This window comes from Curtobacterium sp. PhB78 (assembly GCF_003751685.1).
In the GTDB taxonomy this organism is placed as follows: Bacteria; Actinomycetota; Actinomycetes; order Actinomycetales; family Microbacteriaceae; genus Curtobacterium.
The window spans coordinates 158,481-175,894 of the sequence record NZ_RKIA01000003.1; the positions used below are offsets into that span (position 1 = coordinate 158,481).

Annotated in this window: 18 protein-coding genes; 8 read left to right on the plus strand and 10 right to left on the minus strand. The window is 72.0% G+C overall.

Going from position 1 to position 17,414, the window contains the following annotated elements; all coding sequences use genetic code 11:
• From uraH to EDF53_RS07650, 6 genes are all read right to left on the minus strand, one after another.
• Positions 1 to 798, minus strand: a complete 798-nt coding sequence (gene uraH / locus EDF53_RS19760) for a hydroxyisourate hydrolase (protein ID WP_123293000.1) — start codon at positions 796 to 798, stop codon at positions 1 to 3.
• Positions 799 to 983: 185 nt separating this feature from the next.
• Complete coding sequence (locus EDF53_RS07630; protein WP_123293001.1) at positions 984 to 1,466, minus strand: FBP domain-containing protein; 483 nt, start codon at positions 1,464 to 1,466, stop codon at positions 984 to 986.
• A 169-nt stretch (positions 1,467 to 1,635) separates the two neighbouring features.
• Positions 1,636 to 2,430 carry a class I SAM-dependent methyltransferase gene (locus tag EDF53_RS07635; protein WP_123293002.1) on the minus strand — a complete coding sequence of 265 codons (795 nt, stop codon included), beginning with the start codon at positions 2,428 to 2,430 and terminating at the stop codon, positions 1,636 to 1,638.
• A 40-nt stretch (positions 2,431 to 2,470) separates the two neighbouring features.
• Positions 2,471 to 3,382 carry a helix-turn-helix transcriptional regulator gene (locus EDF53_RS07640; RefSeq protein ID WP_123293003.1) on the minus strand — a complete coding sequence of 304 codons (912 nt, stop codon included), beginning with the start codon at positions 3,380 to 3,382 and terminating at the stop codon, positions 2,471 to 2,473.
• 114 nt (positions 3,383 to 3,496) lie between these two features.
• Positions 3,497 to 4,756, minus strand: a complete 1,260-nt coding sequence (locus EDF53_RS07645; RefSeq protein ID WP_123293004.1) for a hemolysin family protein — start codon at positions 4,754 to 4,756, stop codon at positions 3,497 to 3,499.
• A gap of 142 nt (positions 4,757 to 4,898) precedes the next feature.
• Positions 4,899 to 5,906, minus strand: a complete 1,008-nt coding sequence (locus tag EDF53_RS07650; protein ID WP_123293005.1) for a M23 family metallopeptidase — start codon at positions 5,904 to 5,906, stop codon at positions 4,899 to 4,901.
• 161 nt (positions 5,907 to 6,067) lie between these two features.
• On the opposite strand from EDF53_RS07650, the gene EDF53_RS07655 reads away from it, so the two are divergent.
• Positions 6,068 to 6,562, plus strand: coding sequence for a hypothetical protein (locus tag EDF53_RS07655; protein WP_111083592.1), 495 nt, complete (start codon positions 6,068 to 6,070; stop codon positions 6,560 to 6,562).
• A gap of 57 nt (positions 6,563 to 6,619) precedes the next feature.
• On the opposite strand, the gene EDF53_RS07660 is transcribed toward EDF53_RS07655, so the two are convergent.
• Positions 6,620 to 8,311, minus strand: coding sequence for a sodium:proton antiporter (locus EDF53_RS07660; RefSeq protein ID WP_123293006.1), 1,692 nt, complete (start codon positions 8,309 to 8,311; stop codon positions 6,620 to 6,622).
• A 27-nt stretch (positions 8,312 to 8,338) separates the two neighbouring features.
• Positions 8,339 to 8,704, minus strand: a complete 366-nt coding sequence (locus EDF53_RS07665; RefSeq protein ID WP_123293007.1) for a hypothetical protein — start codon at positions 8,702 to 8,704, stop codon at positions 8,339 to 8,341.
• A 193-nt stretch (positions 8,705 to 8,897) separates the two neighbouring features.
• Between EDF53_RS07665 and EDF53_RS07670 the strand changes: the two genes are divergently transcribed.
• The gene (locus tag EDF53_RS07670; protein ID WP_123293008.1) at positions 8,898 to 11,108 is read left to right on the plus strand and encodes an NADP-dependent isocitrate dehydrogenase; all 2,211 of its coding nucleotides are present in this window, start codon (positions 8,898 to 8,900) and stop codon (positions 11,106 to 11,108) included.
• A 133-nt stretch (positions 11,109 to 11,241) separates the two neighbouring features.
• Here the strand turns inward: EDF53_RS07670 and EDF53_RS07675 are convergent, their stop codons facing one another.
• Entirely contained in the window at positions 11,242 to 11,694 is a 453-nt protein-coding gene (locus EDF53_RS07675) for a DUF3817 domain-containing protein (RefSeq protein ID WP_123293009.1), read from the minus strand.
• Between the two features lie 89 nt (positions 11,695 to 11,783).
• Here EDF53_RS07675 and EDF53_RS07680 point away from each other — a divergent pair, with 89 nt between their 5' ends.
• Positions 11,784 to 12,560 (plus strand): ThuA domain-containing protein, encoded by a 777-nt coding sequence (locus tag EDF53_RS07680; protein ID WP_260215242.1) that lies wholly within the window; start codon positions 11,784 to 11,786, stop codon positions 12,558 to 12,560.
• Positions 12,557 to 13,711: a PP2C family protein-serine/threonine phosphatase gene (locus tag EDF53_RS07685; RefSeq protein WP_123293010.1), complete on the plus strand. Its 1,155-nt coding sequence runs from the start codon at positions 12,557 to 12,559 to the stop codon at positions 13,709 to 13,711. Before EDF53_RS07680 ends, EDF53_RS07685 begins: the two co-directional genes overlap by 4 nt.
• Before the next feature lie 44 nt (positions 13,712 to 13,755).
• Here the strand turns inward: EDF53_RS07685 and EDF53_RS07690 are convergent, their stop codons facing one another.
• Positions 13,756 to 14,199, minus strand: a complete 444-nt coding sequence (locus tag EDF53_RS07690; RefSeq protein WP_123293011.1) for a hypothetical protein — start codon at positions 14,197 to 14,199, stop codon at positions 13,756 to 13,758.
• Positions 14,200 to 14,273: 74 nt separating this feature from the next.
• Between EDF53_RS07690 and EDF53_RS07695 the strand changes: the two genes are divergently transcribed.
• The 4 genes from EDF53_RS07695 (at position 14,274) to EDF53_RS07710 (ending at position 17,291) form a co-directional block, all read left to right on the plus strand.
• Positions 14,274 to 14,924, plus strand: a complete 651-nt coding sequence (locus EDF53_RS07695; RefSeq protein WP_123293012.1) for a ScbR family autoregulator-binding transcription factor — start codon at positions 14,274 to 14,276, stop codon at positions 14,922 to 14,924.
• A 117-nt stretch (positions 14,925 to 15,041) separates the two neighbouring features.
• Positions 15,042 to 15,920 carry an aminoglycoside phosphotransferase family protein gene (locus EDF53_RS07700; protein WP_123293013.1) on the plus strand — a complete coding sequence of 293 codons (879 nt, stop codon included), beginning with the start codon at positions 15,042 to 15,044 and terminating at the stop codon, positions 15,918 to 15,920.
• A gap of 58 nt (positions 15,921 to 15,978) precedes the next feature.
• Positions 15,979 to 16,590: a hypothetical protein gene (locus tag EDF53_RS07705; RefSeq protein ID WP_123293014.1), complete on the plus strand. Its 612-nt coding sequence runs from the start codon at positions 15,979 to 15,981 to the stop codon at positions 16,588 to 16,590.
• Positions 16,587 to 17,291, plus strand: a complete 705-nt coding sequence (locus EDF53_RS07710) for a DinB family protein (RefSeq protein ID WP_123293015.1) — start codon at positions 16,587 to 16,589, stop codon at positions 17,289 to 17,291. The genes EDF53_RS07705 and EDF53_RS07710 overlap by 4 nt, the downstream gene beginning before the upstream one ends.
• Positions 17,292 to 17,414: the final 123 nt, after the last annotated feature.

Here is a 17,414-nt window from a genome sequence, read left to right on the forward strand (position 1 = left end):
TCAACTCCCTCGGTAGGTGCTGTAGGCGAAGGGGCTCAGCAGCAGCGGGACGTGCAGGTGCTCGGTTCCCGTGACGCGGAACGCCACGGTCACGAACGGGTGGAAGGTCGGCACCCCGGCAGCGGCGAAGTGCGGGCCGGTGTCGAAGCGCAGCACGTGGTCGGTGCGCGCGAGCACGTCGGGGCCGAGTGCCGCACGGCCGTCGGCATCGGTCGAGCCGGTCGCGACGACGTCACCGTCCACGGTGCTGAGCGTCAGGCCGACGCCGACCGCCGGGGTGCCGGTGGTGGCGTCGAGCACGTGCGTGGTCAGGTGCGGCACGGCGAAGGTCGCACGGATGCGGTGCAGGGCGATGTCGGACAGGGCAGCGGCGGCCTCACGCGTCTCGACCGCCGGGTCGCCCGCGAGGCGCCGGTCGAGCTCGGCCAGCAGCTCCTCGGGCGTCCGTCCGGCGGCCCGCACCAGGAACACGCGGCCGAACCGCTGTTCGTACGCGACGTTGCCGTCGGCGATCCGGCCGGCCACCTCGTCGCCGGCGGTGCGCATCGACGACTGTTCACGAGCCGATGAGGCATCGGTCGTCCGCTCCCCGATCCGCGGGTGCTGCGCGAGGGCGTGGTCGAGCTCCGGCCCACCCCACGACGCCGACTCGGCACGTGCCCGGTCGAGCAGCGCCGGCACCGAGCCGAAGGGGCGCGCGGCCACCAGGGCGTCGACCCAGGCGGGCACGTCGGCCCAGCTCCGGATCACCGCCGCGGCGTCGGGGGCGGTCGCGTCGTCGAGGTCGCCGAGGTCCATGTGGCGAGGCTACGGAACGACCGTTTCACCCGCGTTACCGGGCGGTTTCCCCCGCAACGCGACCCGCGGCCCTGAAACGGTCGCGTCTGCCGGACGGGAGGCCCGTGGCGGCCCCGCCCCGCGCCTCCCGTCCGCCGTCCGTCGCGTTGCGGACGCGAGACGCCGGCGGCTCAGACCTCGGCGGCTCAGACCTCCGTGGCGAAGGACGCTGCGCGCAGCTGCAGGTCCTCGATGCGCCGTAGGCGAGCGGCCTCGACGTCGTAGCCCTCGTAGGCGGGCGGCGGCAGCTTCCGGACGTTCCGCGAGCACTGGAAGTCCTGGCAGACGAGCGTGCCGACGGTGTCGCCGTTCCGCCCCGCCTTGCCGGACCGCTTCGCGCTGTAGAACACGACGTCGTTCGGCAGCTTGACGTCCTGGCACCACGAGCACTGGGCGCGCGAGCGCGACGAGGCCTCGGCCTGCCGGAACACGATGCCGACGAGCGTTCCCTCGAGCGTCGGCACGACGGCGTACGCACGCCGACCGATCTTCGGGTCGCGCCAGCCCAGGAAGTCGAGCGCGTCCCAGTCGATCGTCTCGAAGTCGGCGGGCAGCGTGATGTCGGTCGTCTCCTTGCGGGAGGCGTTGACGAAGGACGTGCGGAGGGTCTTCTCCGTGATGGGGAGCATGGTGCATCGCTTTCGAGCGGGCCCGGGGCGTGCGGACGCACACCGCACCGGGCGAAGGGAGGTCAGGGTTCGACGAGGGCGGCCGTGCCTGCGGGCACGACCGGGGGCCTCACGCCCTGATGCCGGCGAAACGGGCGCCGACCACCTCCTGGAAGCTCACGCGACCAGCCTACGTCGACGTGTCAAGCGCGGGGACGGCCGTCACCAGGACGAGGGCGCCCTCGTAGGTCGGCTGGATCCGCAGCGCCCCGTGCCGCCGGTCCCACTCGCCGGAGTCGAGCGCGGTACGGAGGGCGGCCACCGATCGCCGAGCGGTGAGCTCGTCGACGAAGCTCCACGCCGAGTTCGCCTTCCGGGCGCCCGGGTCGAGCAGGCGCTCCGGCCGGGCGTAGTACGCCTCGGAGAAGCCGTCGACGCACGTGAACGGGATCGGCAGCGGGGTGTTCGTGACGGTGTCATCGCCCAGTGCGGCGGCGATGCGGTCGAGCGCCGGGTAGCGCCGGGCCTCGGTCGCCATCACCTCGGGTGCGTACTCGGCGAGCCAGAAGTCCTCGACGCGGGCCGGGTCGCACGTCAGGATCACGATCGGACCCCGGGTCACCCGGCGCAGCTCGGCCAGCCCACGCTCGAGGTCGCCCCACTGGTGCACCGAGAACGTCGTCATCGCGGCGTCGAACGTGTCGTCGTCGAAGGGCAGGTCCTCGGCGGTGGCGTCGATCGCCGTCGACAGGGTGTCCGGTCGTTGGGCGCGCATCGACGCCGAGGGTTCGACGGCCGTGACGTCGCGATCGGTCGGCTCGTAGGATCCGGCACCGGCACCCACGTTGAGGACGGTGCGGGCGTCGCCGAGGGCCTTCGCGATCGCCCGGGCGAACGTCGGTTCGGGGCGCCGGTACTGCCGGTAGTCCTGGCCGATGCGGGCGTAGTCGGCGTCCCCCGCTGATCCGTCCGTCGTCCTCGTCACGGCCCCAGCCTACGAACCGTGCGCCGGGCCGACCAGCGGTTCAGTCGACCGACTCGGACTCGGACTCCGCCGCGCGCAGGGCCGCGTACTGCTCGGCCCGTTCCGTCGCGGCCCAGGTGCCGAGCAGGGCCAGCGACCGCTCGGACTCGCTGCCCGGCTCGGCCGAGTACGTGAACAGGGTCAGGCCGGGGTCGGCGACCAGGTCGAGCGCCTCGTACGACAACCGGAGCTCGCCGACGATCGGGTGGTCGATGCGCTTCCCGCCGGCGCGCTGCAGCCGGACGTCGTGCGCGGCCCACCAGCCGCGGAACTCCTCGCTGCGCGTGGAGAGCTCCCCGACCAGGGTGATGAGTCCGGGCTCGCACGGGTTCGACACCGCGGCTGCCCGGAGCACGGCGACGGCGTCCTTCGCGGTCTGCGCCCAGTCCGGGAAGAAGTCACGGGCCGCGGGGTCGAGGAACGTGAAGCGTGCGGTGTTCACGGGGCGCCCCGGGCCGGCGAACATCGGCGAGTACAGCGCGCGACCGAGCTCGTTCGTCGCGACGACGTCACCGCGTTCGTTCCGCACCCAGGCAGGCGCGCCGGTTATGGCGTCGAGCAGGCGCTGGACGCCGGGGCGGACCCGGGTGGGGACGGTGCGGTGCATCGTCTTGACGCCGGAGTTCGCCAGTCGGGTGAGGTCCCACAGGTGGACGCGCTCGTCCTCGTCGAGCTGCAGGGCGCTCGCGAGGCCCTCGAGCACGCTGTCCGAGACCCCCTTGAGCGATCCGCGCTCGAGCCGCGTGTAGTAGTCGACGCTCACGCCGGCGAGCATCGCGACCTCGTGCCGCCGCAGCCCGGGGACGCGTCGGACCCCGCCGCCGAACGACGGCATGCCGACCTGCTCGGGGGTGAGCCGCGCTCGCCGGGAGGACAGGAAGTCGCGGATCTCGTTGCGCACGTCGATACCCATGGGGAGAGCGTACGTGGCGGCGCTGTCCGTCCGGCAGGCACTGGCCGTACCCGCCGGGCGGACGGGAGGCCCGTGGCGGCGCCGCCACGGGCCTCCAGGTCAGCTGCGTGGAGTTCAGAGCGTGACGTCGGCCGTGATCCGGACGCGCGCCACGCGGTGACCGTCCATGGCGGTCACCTCGAGGCGGTGTCCGCCGGCGGCGACGACGTCGCCGACTTCCGGCACGCGGTCCAGGTGGACCTGGACGAGGCCGCCGACGGTCTCGTAGTCACCGTCGGGCAGCGCCGGACCGCCGTCGGCGACGAGGTCCTCGAGCACCGTGGACCCGTCCACGCCGTCGTGCTCGGCCGTGGGTTCGTCGTACTCGTCGCGGATACGGCCGACGAGGTCCTCGAGCAGCGCCTCGAGCGTGACCATGCCCGCACTGCCGCCGTACTCGTCCACCACCAGGGCGATCTGGTGCCCGTCGATCCGCATGTCCGCGATCGCGCTCGACAGCGACTTCGTCTCCGGCAGTGCGAGCACCGGGCGTACCAGGGTCGACACCGGTGCGGACGGGTCGCTCGGACGGAGCAGGTCGCGGAGGTGCACGAAGCCGTCGACCTCGTCGCGTCCGCCGGAGGTCACGAGGTACCGGGTGTGTCCGACCTCGATCGCGTGGTCGGTGGCCTCGGCGATGGTCAGCGCGGCGTCGATCGTGGACACGTCGTACCAAGGGCGCATCGACTCGCGCAGGATCCGGTCACCGGCGTCCAGCGCACTCCGGGCGATCCGGCGGCCCTGCTCGTCGACGCCGGTGTGCTCGTCGACGAGGCCGCGGAGCTCCTCGGTGCTCATCGACTCACTGCGGGCGTTCGGGTCGCCACCGAGTGCGCGGACGACCAGGTTCGTCGAGGCCGACAGCACCCAGATCACCGGGCGCATCAGGGTCGCGAAGCGGTCGAGGGTCGGTGCGACGAGCATCGAGAAGCCCTCGGCGCGCTGCAGGGCGAGTCGCTTCGGCACCAGTTCACCGAACACGAGCGACAGGTAGGCGATGACGAGGGTCATCAACACGAGGGCGACCGTCTCGGCGGCTCCCTGGCCGAGTCCGAGCCCGGTGAACACGGGTGCGACGTCGGGCGCGATCGACGAGGCGCCGTACGCGGCGGAGAAGAACCCGGCGACGGTCACACCGATCTGTACGGCCGCGAGGAACCGGTTCGGGTCACGCCCGAGTTCAGCGACCCGCAGGCCACGGGAGCCCCGGCGTTCGAGTTGCTGCAGCTGCGACTCACGGAGCGAGACGAGTGCGATCTCGGCGGCGGCGAACACTCCGCCGACGAGCACGAAGAGGATGACGAGCCCGAAGGCGATCCAGGTGTCGGCGCCCATCAGCGGGCAGCTTCCTCGGATCGACGACGGGCGGGCGGTCTGTGGTGATCGTCCATGCCTGTGAGTCTGCACAGGGTAGCTGGGACGTCACCCCACCAGCGCTCGACGTCTGCTGTGCGTCCGGGGTGGGTGGTGTCGAGGGCTACGTCGTCAGCGAGCGGCCGATGCGGGCTTCGAGCCACGCCTCGGGGTCGATCGGGGTCACGCCGTCCATCAGGACCTCGAGGTGCAGGTGCGCGCCGGTCGAGACGCCGGAGGAACCCACGAGCCCGATGAACTCGCCGGCCTCGACCTGGTCGCCGACCTTGAGCGGCGACGACCCCGGGATCATGTGCCCGTAGAGCGTCGACACCTGGCGGCCGTCGATCTCGTGGTCGATGATCACGGCGTTGCCGTACGAGAAGTACGTGCCCGAGATCCGGACGGTGCCCGCGGCGACGGCACCGATGGCCGTGCCCATGCCGGGTGTGAAGTCGAGGCCCTGGTGGAGCGAGGAGCACGCGCCGCACGGTGCCGAGCGGTAGCCGAAGCCCGAGCTCATCTGCACCGGGCCGGGGAACGGGGAGCGGACCGCGCCACCGTACGAGACGGCCTCGCCCGCGATGCCACTCGTGTCGGCCGTGCCGCCGGTGGTGATGATCCGGCGCGTCGTGCCGCCGCCGACGGTGAACCCGTCGCGGTCGAGCCCGGTCGCGGTGACCGCCTGGGTGACCGCGTAGTCCTGGGTGCGCACGATCGGCGCGATGGTCGAGGTCGCCATCGAGGTGCCGGCGCTGGCGTGGGCGGGCATCGCCGAGGCGGCGAACATCGCGATCGCCGCAGCCGCGCTGGTCAGGGTGATCCGTCCGGCACGACCGGACCGGGAGGCCCGTGGGGCCTTCGCGACGCTCGTCACGGTGGCAGCGGGGCGGCGGACCACGCGCGTGATGCGGGTGTCGACGTGCTCGGTCGTCGCGCGGGCTGCGGTGGCGCGGCGGCCGACGGGCTTCGCGACCTTGGCGGGCTTCGCGACCTTCACTGCCTTGGCGGGCTTCTCCGCTCGGCGCTGGGGCTTCCGGGCTGCGGCACGCTCGGCCTCGAGGGCAGCGCGACGGGACAGGTGCACCACCGGGGTCTCCGGGTGCTGGTCGAGTTCGGGTGCAGTCGTCATGGCCGCCCACCATTCTGCACGACTCTGTCGCTTTGTACAGGCCCCACCGTGATCTTTTCGTTACCGCGGGGCTGGGAGGCACCTGATCACCGCTGGCCCCGACGTCCCCCGACCGTCCGACATCGGTAGCGTCGTGGGAAAGCGACGGAAGGACCCGCACCATGGCCCGATCGCCGCGAGAGCGGCCCGCGCAGGTCGACCTCGGCACCGCCGACGTCGTGCTCGCCGGCACCCAGGAACTCCTGCCCGTGCTCCGCGCTGCCGCGGTGCGCGCGGGCATCGACGCCGCACGCATGCGGGTCATCGGTGTCGACGACCTGCCGGACCCCGAGGAGACCTGGGACGCCGAACTCGCGGTCATCGCGATCCGGCGCCCCGGTGACGACCCCGCGTTCCACCGTGCGCAGGCGGCCGCTGAGCTCATCGATCCGCTGCTCGTGCCGCACGCCGTCCGGATCGTGGTGACGGTCTCGGGACTGACACGGCTGGCGCCGAAGGTCGAGCGCACCCTGACGTCCGAGGTGCTCCACCAGATCGATGCCGCATCGGCGCCGTCGGGGTTCGAGCGGCCGTTCCGCAGCATGCGGATGCGGCTCGGGCTCGCAGCACTCCGGGCGGCCGGCGTCCGGGTGTTCCGCGTCTCGATCGGCACCTGACCGGCGGGACTGCCGTCAGCGGGCACGGGACTGCCGTCAGCGGGCACGGGACTGCCGTCAGCGGGCAGGTGCTCCACGGAGCTCGAGGGCGATCTGCTCGGCGTCGAGGTTCTGCAGCATCGACTCGAGCACCTCGGCGTCGAAGGAACCGTCGTCGCGGGCGTCGAGGATCGCCGCACGCTGCGCCTCGAGCACCGCGAGTCGTCGGGCCTTCTCGCGTCCCATCCACGCCCGGAGCTCGGCCGGGTCGGCTGCCTCGAGCTCTTCGCGCGCACGAGGGCCGGCCTCGCGAGTGCCGGGGACGTCCTCGGCCGCCGTCCGCATGAGCTCGAGCAGCCGCTTGCGCTCCTCGGTGTCCCGCGTCGACGTGTCGGTTGCGGGAGCGGCGATCCGTCGCAGCAGCGGGCCGATCGTGCCGCCCTGGACCACGAGCGAGAGCAGGGCCACCGCGAACGCGATGAACACCAGGAGCGATCGTTGTGGCGTTCCCTCGGGCAGGGTCTGCGCGGCGGCGACGGTCACCGCCCCACGCATGCCGGCCCAGACCACGGCGGTGCCCTCGCGCCAGCCCAGCGGTGCCTTCGTGTAGTACGCGATGTCCGCCAGGGTGCGGCGGACGCGTGTCGTGAACCGGTCGAGCTCCCGCTCCGAGGGCGCTCGGTTGCCCGGCCGGTGCTCGCGGATCACGTCGCTCATCGCGTCGCGGTCGCCGGCGTGCATCTCGGCGAAGCGTTCCTGCATCCGCTCGCCGCGCTTGGCCGCCGCCGACAGTGCGAACAGCAGTGGGACGACGTACGCGGCCCGTACCAGCACGGTGAGCACGAGGGCCCCGACGGCGATGAGCAGCGCCGGGCCGATGCCGGAGTGGTCCTCCTGCACGTCGCGGAGGATCGTCGCGAGTTCGAGCCCCATCGTCAGGAACACCGCGCCCTCGAGCACGAGCTCGATGGTCTGCCAGTTCTGCGCGTCGGACAGTCGGTGCCCCGGCGGGAGCTTGCGCGGTCCGACGATGCCGGTGAACAGCCCCGCGACGACAGCGGCGACGAGTCCTGACCCGCCGAAGTGCTCGGTCGGTACCGCGGCGACGAACGGCACCGCGAAGGACAGCGCCGTGTTCACCGCTGCGCTCGGCACCCGGGAGCGCACGAACACGTTCAGCCAGCCGACGAACCAGCCGATGACCACCGCGATGGCCACGGCGCCCGCGAAGTCGCCGAGCGCTCCCCAGAACGAGAACGACGCGGCAGCGGCCACGATGGCCGTCCGCAGGAGCACCAGTGCGGTGGCGTCGTTGAGGAGCGATTCACCGTCGAGGATCGAGATCGCCCGGCGCGACACCGAGGTCTGCTTGACGATCGAGGTGGCGACGGCGTCGGTGGGACTGACGATCGCCCCGAGGGCGATCCCCCACCAGAAGCCGAGGTCCGGCACCACCCAGGCGAAGAACAGGCCGAGCACCAGGCTCGACGCGATGACGAGCAGCACCGACAGGCCACTGATGGCGCCGAACTCGCGCCGGAAGTTCATCGACGGCATCGAGACCGCCGACGAGTACAACAGCGGCGGTAGGACCCCGGCGAGGATCCACTCCGGCTCGATCTCCGCGTCCGGGATGAACGGCAGCAGGCTCGCGATGATCCCGACGACGACGAGCACGAGCGGTGCCGCGACCCCGATGCGGGGCCCGAGCACGGCGGCACCGGCGATGGCGATCAGGGCGATGACGCCCACGACGAGGAGTTCGGTCACCGGTCCAGCGTGGCACCGTCCGCGCGATCAGGTCCTGTCGGGCTCACCGCTGTGGAGAGACCCCGCCTGGACCGAAGGGTGTGGAGGGGCGGCGTGGGCGACGACCGCGACGCTGCCGACGGCGAGCACGAGCGCCAGCGCCCCGGCGCTCACCGCTGTGCCGATGCGGCGGAGTCGGGAGCGTCCACCGCGGTCGCGCGGGGCGAACCGGGCCAGTCCGCGGCGGGGCTCCGGCCCGACGAGCCACGGTCCGGAACCGTCGACGTCGTACGAGAACGGCCCCGAGCCATCCGGCGCGTACCGGTACGGGCCGCTGCCGTCCGAGGCGTAGGCCGAGCGGAGGTCCTCCGCGGACCACCCGAAGTCCTCCGGTGTCGCACGTGTCGTCGCCATGATCGCCCTCCTGCGGCTCTGGAACTGCGGAAGACCAGTCCACCGAGCGTTCCTATGAGCCGACAGTGCGCCTCCAGGACGTCTGCCGAGTACCCGCCGGACGCAGGCCGGACCATGTATCTTGATGTCGAGACATCCCGCACCACGAGTAGCGTGGACGTACCGACGGTCGAACAAGGGAGTACCCGCCAGCATGGCCAAGATCATCTACACCCTCACGGACGAGGCGCCGTTCCTCGCCACCCACTCCTTCCTCCCGGTCATCCAGGCCTTCGCCGGCACCGCTGGTGTCGACGTCGAGACCCGCGACATCTCGCTCGCCGGCCGGATCATCGCCCAGTTCCCGGAGCGGCTCACCGACGAGCAGCGCGTGGACGATGCCCTGGCCGAGCTCGGCGAGCTCGCGAAGACCCCCGAGGCGAACATCATCAAGCTGCCGAACATCTCGGCGTCGATCCCGCAGCTCAAGGTCGCGATCAAGGAACTGAAGTCACAGGGCTACGACCTGCCCGACTATCCGGACGAGCCCACGACGGACGAGCAGCGCGACGCCCGCGCCCGCTACGGCCGCGTCCAGGGCAGCGCCGTCAACCCCGTGCTGCGCGAGGGCAACTCCGACCGCCGCGCTCCCCTGTCCGTCAAGAACTACGCCCGGAAGCACCCGCACCGCATGGGTGCGTGGAGCAGCGACTCGAAGACGAACGTCGTCACGATGGGCGTCGACGACTTCCGCTCGAACGAGAAGTCCTGGATCGCCCCTGCCGACGACGTCCTGACGATCACGTTCGTCGCCGAGGGCGGCGAGACCCAGGTCCTCAAGCAGTCGATCCCCGTCGTGCAGGGCGAGGTCGTCGACGGCACCGTGCTGCACGTCGCCGCGCTCGAGGCGTTCCTGCAGGACCAGATCCAGCGCGCCGCGGCCGAGGACATCCTGTTCTCCGTGCACCTCAAGGCGACGATGATGAAGGTCTCCGACCCGATCATCTTCGGCCACGTCATCAAGGCGTTCTTCCCGTCGGTGTTCGAGCGCTTCGGTGCCGACCTGGCCGCCGCCGGACTCACCCCGAACGACGGCCTCGGTTCGATCCTCGCGGGGCTCGACGCCCTGCCGAACGGCGCGGAGATCAAGCAGGCCTTCACCGACGGCATCGCCGCGGGCCCCGAGCTCGCGATGGTCGACTCGGACAAGGGCATCACGAACCTGCACGTCCCGAGCGACGTCATCGTGGACGCCTCGATGCCCGCGATGATCCGCACCTCCGGCCACATGTGGGGTCCGGACGGCGACGAGCACGACACCCTCGCCGTGATCCCGGACTCGAGCTACGCCGGCATCTACCAGACCGTGATCGACGACTGCCGCGTCAACGGTGCCTTCGACCCGGCGACGATGGGCTCCGTGCCCAACGTCGGGCTCATGGCGCTGAAGGCCGAGGAGTACGGCTCGCACGACAAGACCTTCGAGGTCCCCGGCGCGGGCGTCGTCCGTGTGACGAACGCCGCCGGCGACGTCGTCATCGAGCACGACGTCGAGCCCGGTGACATCTGGCGCGCCTGCCAGACCAAGGACGTCGCCATCCGCGACTGGGTCAAGCTCGCCGTCACCCGTGCCCGCGCCTCGGAGACCCCGGCCGTGTTCTGGCTCGACGAGGCCCGCGCGCACGACGCGAACCTGATCGGTCTGGTCCGCCAGTACCTGGGCGAGCTCGACACCGAGGGCCTGCAGATCGAGATCCTCTCGCCGGAAAGCGCCATGCGTTTCTCGCTCGAGCGCATCCGCCGCGGCGAGGACACCATCTCCGTCACGGGCAACGTCCTGCGCGACTACCTGACGGACCTGTTCCCGATCATGGAGCTCGGCACCTCGGCGAAGATGCTCTCCGTCGTCCCGCTGCTCGGTGGCGGCGGCCTGTTCGAGACCGGTGCCGGCGGCTCCGCCCCGAAGCACGTCCAGCAGCTCGTGCAGCAGAACTACCTGCGCTGGGACAGCCTCGGCGAGTTCCTCGCCCTGGCGGTCAGCCTCGAGCACCTCGCCGGTGTGACGGGCAACGAGCGGGCGAAGATCCTCGGTGAGACGCTCGACCGTGCCACCGGGACCTTCCTCGAGCAGGACAAGTCCCCGGGCCGCAAGCTCGGCTCGATCGACAACCGCGGCAGCCACTTCTACCTGGCCAAGTACTGGGCGGAAGAGCTCGCAGCGCAGACGACGGACACCGAGCTCGCAGCGTCGTTCGCCGAGATCGCGGGCAAGCTCGACGCGCAGGAGCAGCAGATCGTCGAGGAGCTGAACGGCGTGCAGGGCCACCCGGCCGACATCGGCGGCTACTACCGCCCGGACGACGCCAAGACGAGCGCGGTCATGCGCCCGTCCGCCACGTTGAACGCGACGCTCGCCGCGCTCTAGACGCACGCACCTGACGGACGGGAGGCCCGGTGCCAGCTGGCACCGGGCCTCCCGTCCGTCCGTGGTCGCGACCAGGGCCGCGCATCGTGAGCAGAAATGGTCGGGTCCGCATCACGAACCCGACCATTTCTGCTCACGAAGTCACGCGGGGCGGGCCCGCCGCCAGCAGCACCACGAAGACCAGAGCGACCGCCACGACCCCGATGACGACCGCGACTGCGGGGCGACGCACCACGAAGAACAGCAGACGGTCCCAGAAGCCCGAGCGCGCGTCGGGTGAGCGGCGCCACGGGCCCTCGAGCATGCCTCGGCGGGCGACCGCGACCTCGAACGGCACCGTGGCGTAGGGCACGACGGCACTCGCCCAGCCGAGCACGAGTGCCCCGAGGGTCCAGCGCTGGTTGACCGCGACGACGGTCGTCACGACGAGGTAGGCCAGGAACACGAAGCCGTGCACTCCGCCGCCGATCCGGACGCCCCAGTCGCCGGCGTCCAGGCCGTACTTGAGCCCCATCCCGGCGATGAGCATGGTCCAGGTCACGAGTTCGGCGACCGCGGCGGCACGGAACAGGGAGCGGGGAGTCATGCCCACATCGTCGCGGACGTGTCCCGGGAAACCCCCGACACTCCGGTGGTCGTATCGATTCGACGCCCGGGGCGGCTAGCGTTGGAGCCATGTCAGTGCCGACCGAGAACCGTCCCCTGAACATCGTCGTCTGGAACGAGAACGTGCACGAGACCCGCGGTGACGCGACGGTCATCGGGCACTACCCCGACGGCATGCACACCGTGATCGCGGCAGCGCTCCGCGAGCACCACCCCGACGCCACCGTGAGCACCGCCACGCTGCAGGAGCCCGACCACGGCATCACCGCCGAGCGCCTGGCCACGACCGACGTCCTGTTCTGGTGGGGCCACGCCGCCCACGACGAGGTCAGCGACACCGTGGTCGACCTGGTCGTCGACGCCGTGCACGCCGGCATGGGCCTGGTGGTGCTGCACTCCGGGCACTACTCGAAGCCGTTCAAGCGCCTGATGGGCACCACCTGCTCGCTGAAGTGGCGCAACGACGGTGAGCGCGAACTCGTCTGGACGATCGCGCCGGAGCACCCGATCGCCGCCGGGGTGCCGCACCCGATCGTGATCGACCGGCAGGAGATGTACGGCGAGTTCTTCGACATCCCGCGCCCCGACGAAGAGGTCTTCCTGTCGACCTTCGCCGGCGGCGAGGTCTTCCGGTCCGGGGTCGCCTACCGCCGCGGTCTGGGGAAGGTCTTCTACTTCTCCCCCGGCGACCAGGAGTACCCCGTCTACCACCACCCGGACATCCAGCGCGTGCTGTCGAACGCGGCGGCGTGGGCCGCTCCGGTGTCCGAGCGACGCGAGTTGACGGCCGACCAGCACCCGCGGGACTGGTTCCTGACGGAGGGTGCGGGTAGACAGGGCGCATGACCCAGCTGGACCCCGCCGCGCACCGGACCGCCGTCGTCGAGGCACTCGGTGTCCTCGGCAGTGGCCCGGAGGAGCGGTTCGACCGCATCACCCGCATGACCCAAGAGGCGTTCGGGGTCCCGCTGACGTTCCTGAACCTGGTGCACGGCAACGTCGTGACGGCGCAGTCGACGCAGGGCTGGCGGCAGGGCGGGAGCGCCCCGGCGGAGCAGGTCTTCTGCTCGACGACGGTGCTCACGAACGAGCCGATGGTGGTGCCGGACGCGCTGCTGGACCCCCGGTTCCGCGACCTGGCAGCGGTCACCGAGCAGGGCATCCGGTTCTACGCCGGAGCACCGTTGTCGATGCTCGACGGCACCCGTGTCGGCACGCTCTGCATCATGGACGCGACCCCGCGCGAGTTGTCGGCGGCCGACCTCGACCTGCTGCGTGACCTCGCACGGTGGGCGGAGCGCGAACTCGGTCACGCGATCGACCGCGATCGGGTGACCCGCGTGCTCGAGGGCCTGGTCCCCGGACCCGTCGAGGTCCCCGGACACGACCTCGACACCCTGGTGCTCCGGACCGAGGACGGCGGCGGGGACGTCGCCGACTGGCGACTCGCCAGCGACGGTGCGCTGCACGTCACCATGGGCAGCGTCGCGGCGGCCGGACGCGCGTCCGGCCTGCTGGCCTCCGCGGTCCGCGGTGCCGTCGTCGCACGCACCGAGACCGCCATGCAGGACGCGATCGGCGGACTGGAGGCCCAGATCACCGCCGACCTGTCCGCTGCGGACGCCGTTGGCTCGCTCTTCCACCTGCGGCTCGACCCGACGTCGGGGCACGTCGTCTTCGGGGACGCCGGCCACGGCCTCGCGGTGCTCGTCCGCGCCGACGGCACCAGCCGGGCGCTGCACTCGCTCGACCTGCCGCTCGGCCTGCAGCCGGAGTCCGTGCCGCGGTCCCCCGCCACGCTCGACCTGGCGGCGGGCGACCGGCTGGTGGTGTGCACCGAGGGCGTCCTGGCGCTCGAGGGGATCGGCCACCTCGACGACCTGGCCGCCCTGGTCGCTGCCGAGCCGACCGGTGCCGCGGTCGTCGAACGGGTCCGCGCCCTGGTGCCGGCCGGTGCAGCCCACGACGTGACGCTGGTCGTGCTCGGGCGGCGCTGAACACCGTCCGCTGACGACGTCGCTGCCGCAGTCGTGCGCCGCGGTCAGGAGCGGAAGCGGTCCTGCCGTGATCGCGGTGCGCCGGTGAGCGCGACGACGAGCAGCGTGGCCAGCAGTCCGAAGCCCGCGAGCTCGATGCCGAGGCCGGCGAGCTGCCAGTAGGCACTGCCGACCACCTGCGGCTGCGTGATCGACTCGGGCCACCACGCGTCGATCAGCGGGAACGATGCGGGGAACGGGTCGAGGCCGAACACCACGAGCCCGCCGAGCAGCAGGACGACACCGAGCAGCGCCATCACCCCGCGGGAGCGCCCGAGCATGTGCACGACGAGCGCGGCTGCCATCCCGGCGAGGCCGACGACGGCGATCAGGAACGCGAGCACGACGATGGTCTGCGGCGCGAGGGCCACCCAGTCGAGCACCGCGATCGGCAGCAGCAGCCACCGTCCGGTCCGCGCCCACCGCGCGGGGTTCCGCCATCCGTCCATGGCGGCCAACCGTAGGGCACCCGCCCGAACGCGGGCCGTGCGCAGCCCCGGAGCGGGACTACGATCGGGAGGTGATGGCGCAGGACGGACGCACTCGGCAGCAGCGGGCGCTCGAGACCCGCGCGGCGATCATCGGGGCCGCGGCCGCCGAGTTCGACGAGCGCGGGTACCTCGGCACGTCGATGGACGGCGTCGCCGAGCGGATCGGGCTGACCAAGGGCGCGCTGTACTTCCACTTCGCGTCGAAGGCCGACCTCGCCGGTGCCGTGATCGCGCAGCAGCACGAGGTCTCGCGGCGCTACGGCGAGGCCGCGGTCGCCCGGAGCCGGACGCCGCTCGAAGCCCTCATGTGGATGTCGCAGGGACTGGCGACCCAGATGGTCACCGAGGTCGTCGTGAGCGCCGGCATCCGTCTGTCGACCGAGGTCGCGACGCACGACGTCCCCCGTCAGGACCCGTACACCGACTGGATGGCGCTCATCGCACAGACCGTCCGCCAGGCGATCGACGCCGGCGAGGTCGAACCGCGGTGGGACCCGGACATGGTCGGACGTGTGGTCATCCCCGCGTACACGGGCGTGCAGACGGTGTCGGACGTGCTCGCTGACCGCACCGACCTGTACGAACGCCTGCGGGAACTCTGGACGGTGCTGCTCGCCGCGCTCGTCACCGAACGCCTCCGGCCAGAGATCCCGCGACTCGTCGCCATCATCGCGCCGGAATGACGCGGGTCCCCCCAGGGAAACACCCACGTCACCGTCCCTGCGAGCATACCCAGCGGTCGGTTTCCGCACCCGCCCCCGTTCGCGGGCATGTGTCCACCGGCCCACTAGCCTGAGCCGGTGCCCACACCACCGGCAGAGGTCGACGTCGACGTCCCGCTCGTCCGGGCCCTGCTGCGCGCCCAGCACCCCGACCTGGCGGACCTCCGGCTCGTGGTCGTCGCGAACGGCTGGGACAACGTCATCGTGCGGCTCGGCGACGAGTACGCCGTGCGGCTGCCGCGTCGGGAGCTCGCAGCACGCCTGGTCGAGCACGAGCAGCGGTGGCTGCCGGAGATCGCCGCCCGCGTCGCACCCGTCGTCCCGGTGCCGGCCCCGGTACGCGTGGGCCGTCCGGCGCTCGGGTACCCCTGGTCGTGGAGCATCGTCCCGTGGCTCCCGGGAGCACCCGTCGGTGAGCGTTCTGCCGGTGTCCGGGTCGCCGAGGCCCTCGCGGGGTTCGTGCGACTGCTGCACGTGCCGGCTCCGGCGGATGCTCCGGCGAACCCGTTCCGTGCGGTGCCGCTGGCGACGCGCAGCGACGCCGTCCTGACGCGACTCGCCACGCAGGACGTGCCCCGGGCCGTGGAGCTGGCAGCGGTCTGGCGGACCGCGGCGGCGCTGCCGACGCACACCGGGCCTCCCGTCTGGGTGCACGGCGACCTGCACCCGTTCAACCTGCTCGTGGACCGCACGCCGGACGGCGACGAACGCCTGTCGGCGGTCGTCGACTTCGGCGACGTGACCTCGGGGGACCCCGCCGTCGACCTCGCCACCGCCTGGCTGACGCTCGACCGGGAGGCCCGCCACGCGTTCCGGACGCTGGTCGCCGCTCCGGACGGCACCTGGGGACGCGCGCGCGGGTGGGCGATCGCGCTCGCCTCCGCGCTCGCGACGTCCGACGAACGCGCCTTCCGGAGCGTCGCGCGGCGCAGCATCGACGCGGTGCTGGACGGCTGAGACCCCGCGGGGCTATCGTGACCGCACCATCCGTGCACAGCCGATCGGAGGGGCCCTCATGACCCTCGAGTTCCGCGTCCAGCACGACGTCGCCACCGACGCCTCTCCCGCCCCCACCCGATCCGAGCGAACCGGCCTCCGCGGGTTCCTCGACCGCCTCGCCGAGCGCCGCGCCGCCGCACGCGTCCGACGGGTCGAAGCCCGGCTGCAGGAACTCGGCGAGCTCGAGCAACTGCTGTCCGACGCGCGTGGCGTCGTCGAACGCGGCTGGATCCAGCACGCCTGGTTCGCGTACCTCGACGAGCACGGCCGGATGCGGAAGGCCACGAGTGCCGCCGCGATGGACGTGCAGGGGCGACCGCTCGTCGCCGCCTGCCTGGTCGGCGCGGTCGTCTCGGCCGCTGGCGGGCCGCACGCCGTGCACTCGCCGCGGGTCCAGCACTCCCTCGACCTGGTCTGGCACGCGCTCGCCGTGGACGAGGGCGCGCCGGTGCTCTGGTGTCCTGCGCCCGACGTCCGCATGGGCCGCGTGCGTGACCTGACGAGCTGGAACGACGCCCCCGCGCGCACCTCGGCCGAGGTGGCCGGGCTGCTGCTCACCGCGGAGCGGGTGGCCGTGCAGGAATCGGCACGCCTGCAGGACGTCGTGGTGGCACGATCGAGGGCATGAGCAGCACCGACGCCGTCCCCGAGGTCCACCCCGCGACGACCACCGGCCTCGCGTCCAGCGGGAACTCGGCCCTGTCGGACGAGGGCGCGTCGTCGGACACCGATCCCCTGGCCTCGGCCGCTGCGGTGAAGCGGACGCTGCACCGGTACCTGCAGAAGCACCGCGCCGCGCTCCTCGGCAAGCTCGACGGCCTGGCCGAACGGCAGGCCCGCTGGCCGGTGACCCCGACCGGCACGAACGTGCTCGGGCTGGTGAAGCACGTCGCCGGTGTGCAGGCCGGGTACTTCGGCGAGGTGTTCGGTCGGCCGCTTCCGGACCCGCCCGCCTGGCTCGAGTCGGAGGACGGCGAGGACATGTACGCGACGCTCGACGAGACCCTGGACGACGTCGTGGCCTTCCACCACCGCAGTGCAGCGCACGCCGACGCCACCATCGAAGCGCTCGACCTCGACGCCCGCGGCACCGTCCCCTGGTGGCCGGAGGAGCTCCGCGAGGTCACGCTCCACCGCATCCTGGTGCACATGGCGTACGAGACGGCCCGGCACGCGGGGCACGCCGACATCGTGCGCGAGATGCTCGACGGACTGGCGGGCGACGGGGACGGCAACCTGGCCGACAAGAGCCCGGAAGAGTGGGTTCTCTGGCGCGAGCAGCTCGTCGACATCGCCGAGCGGTCCGGCCTGCGGGGCTTGGCCATGTAGCCGATGGCCCCTCACGATCGTTACCGTTCTCTCAGGCTCGACGGTCGAACTGGTCGCTGACCAGGGGTTCTCGTCCGGTCGTCCGCACAGGAAACGATCGCTTCCGCTGCACCTCGTCGTGCG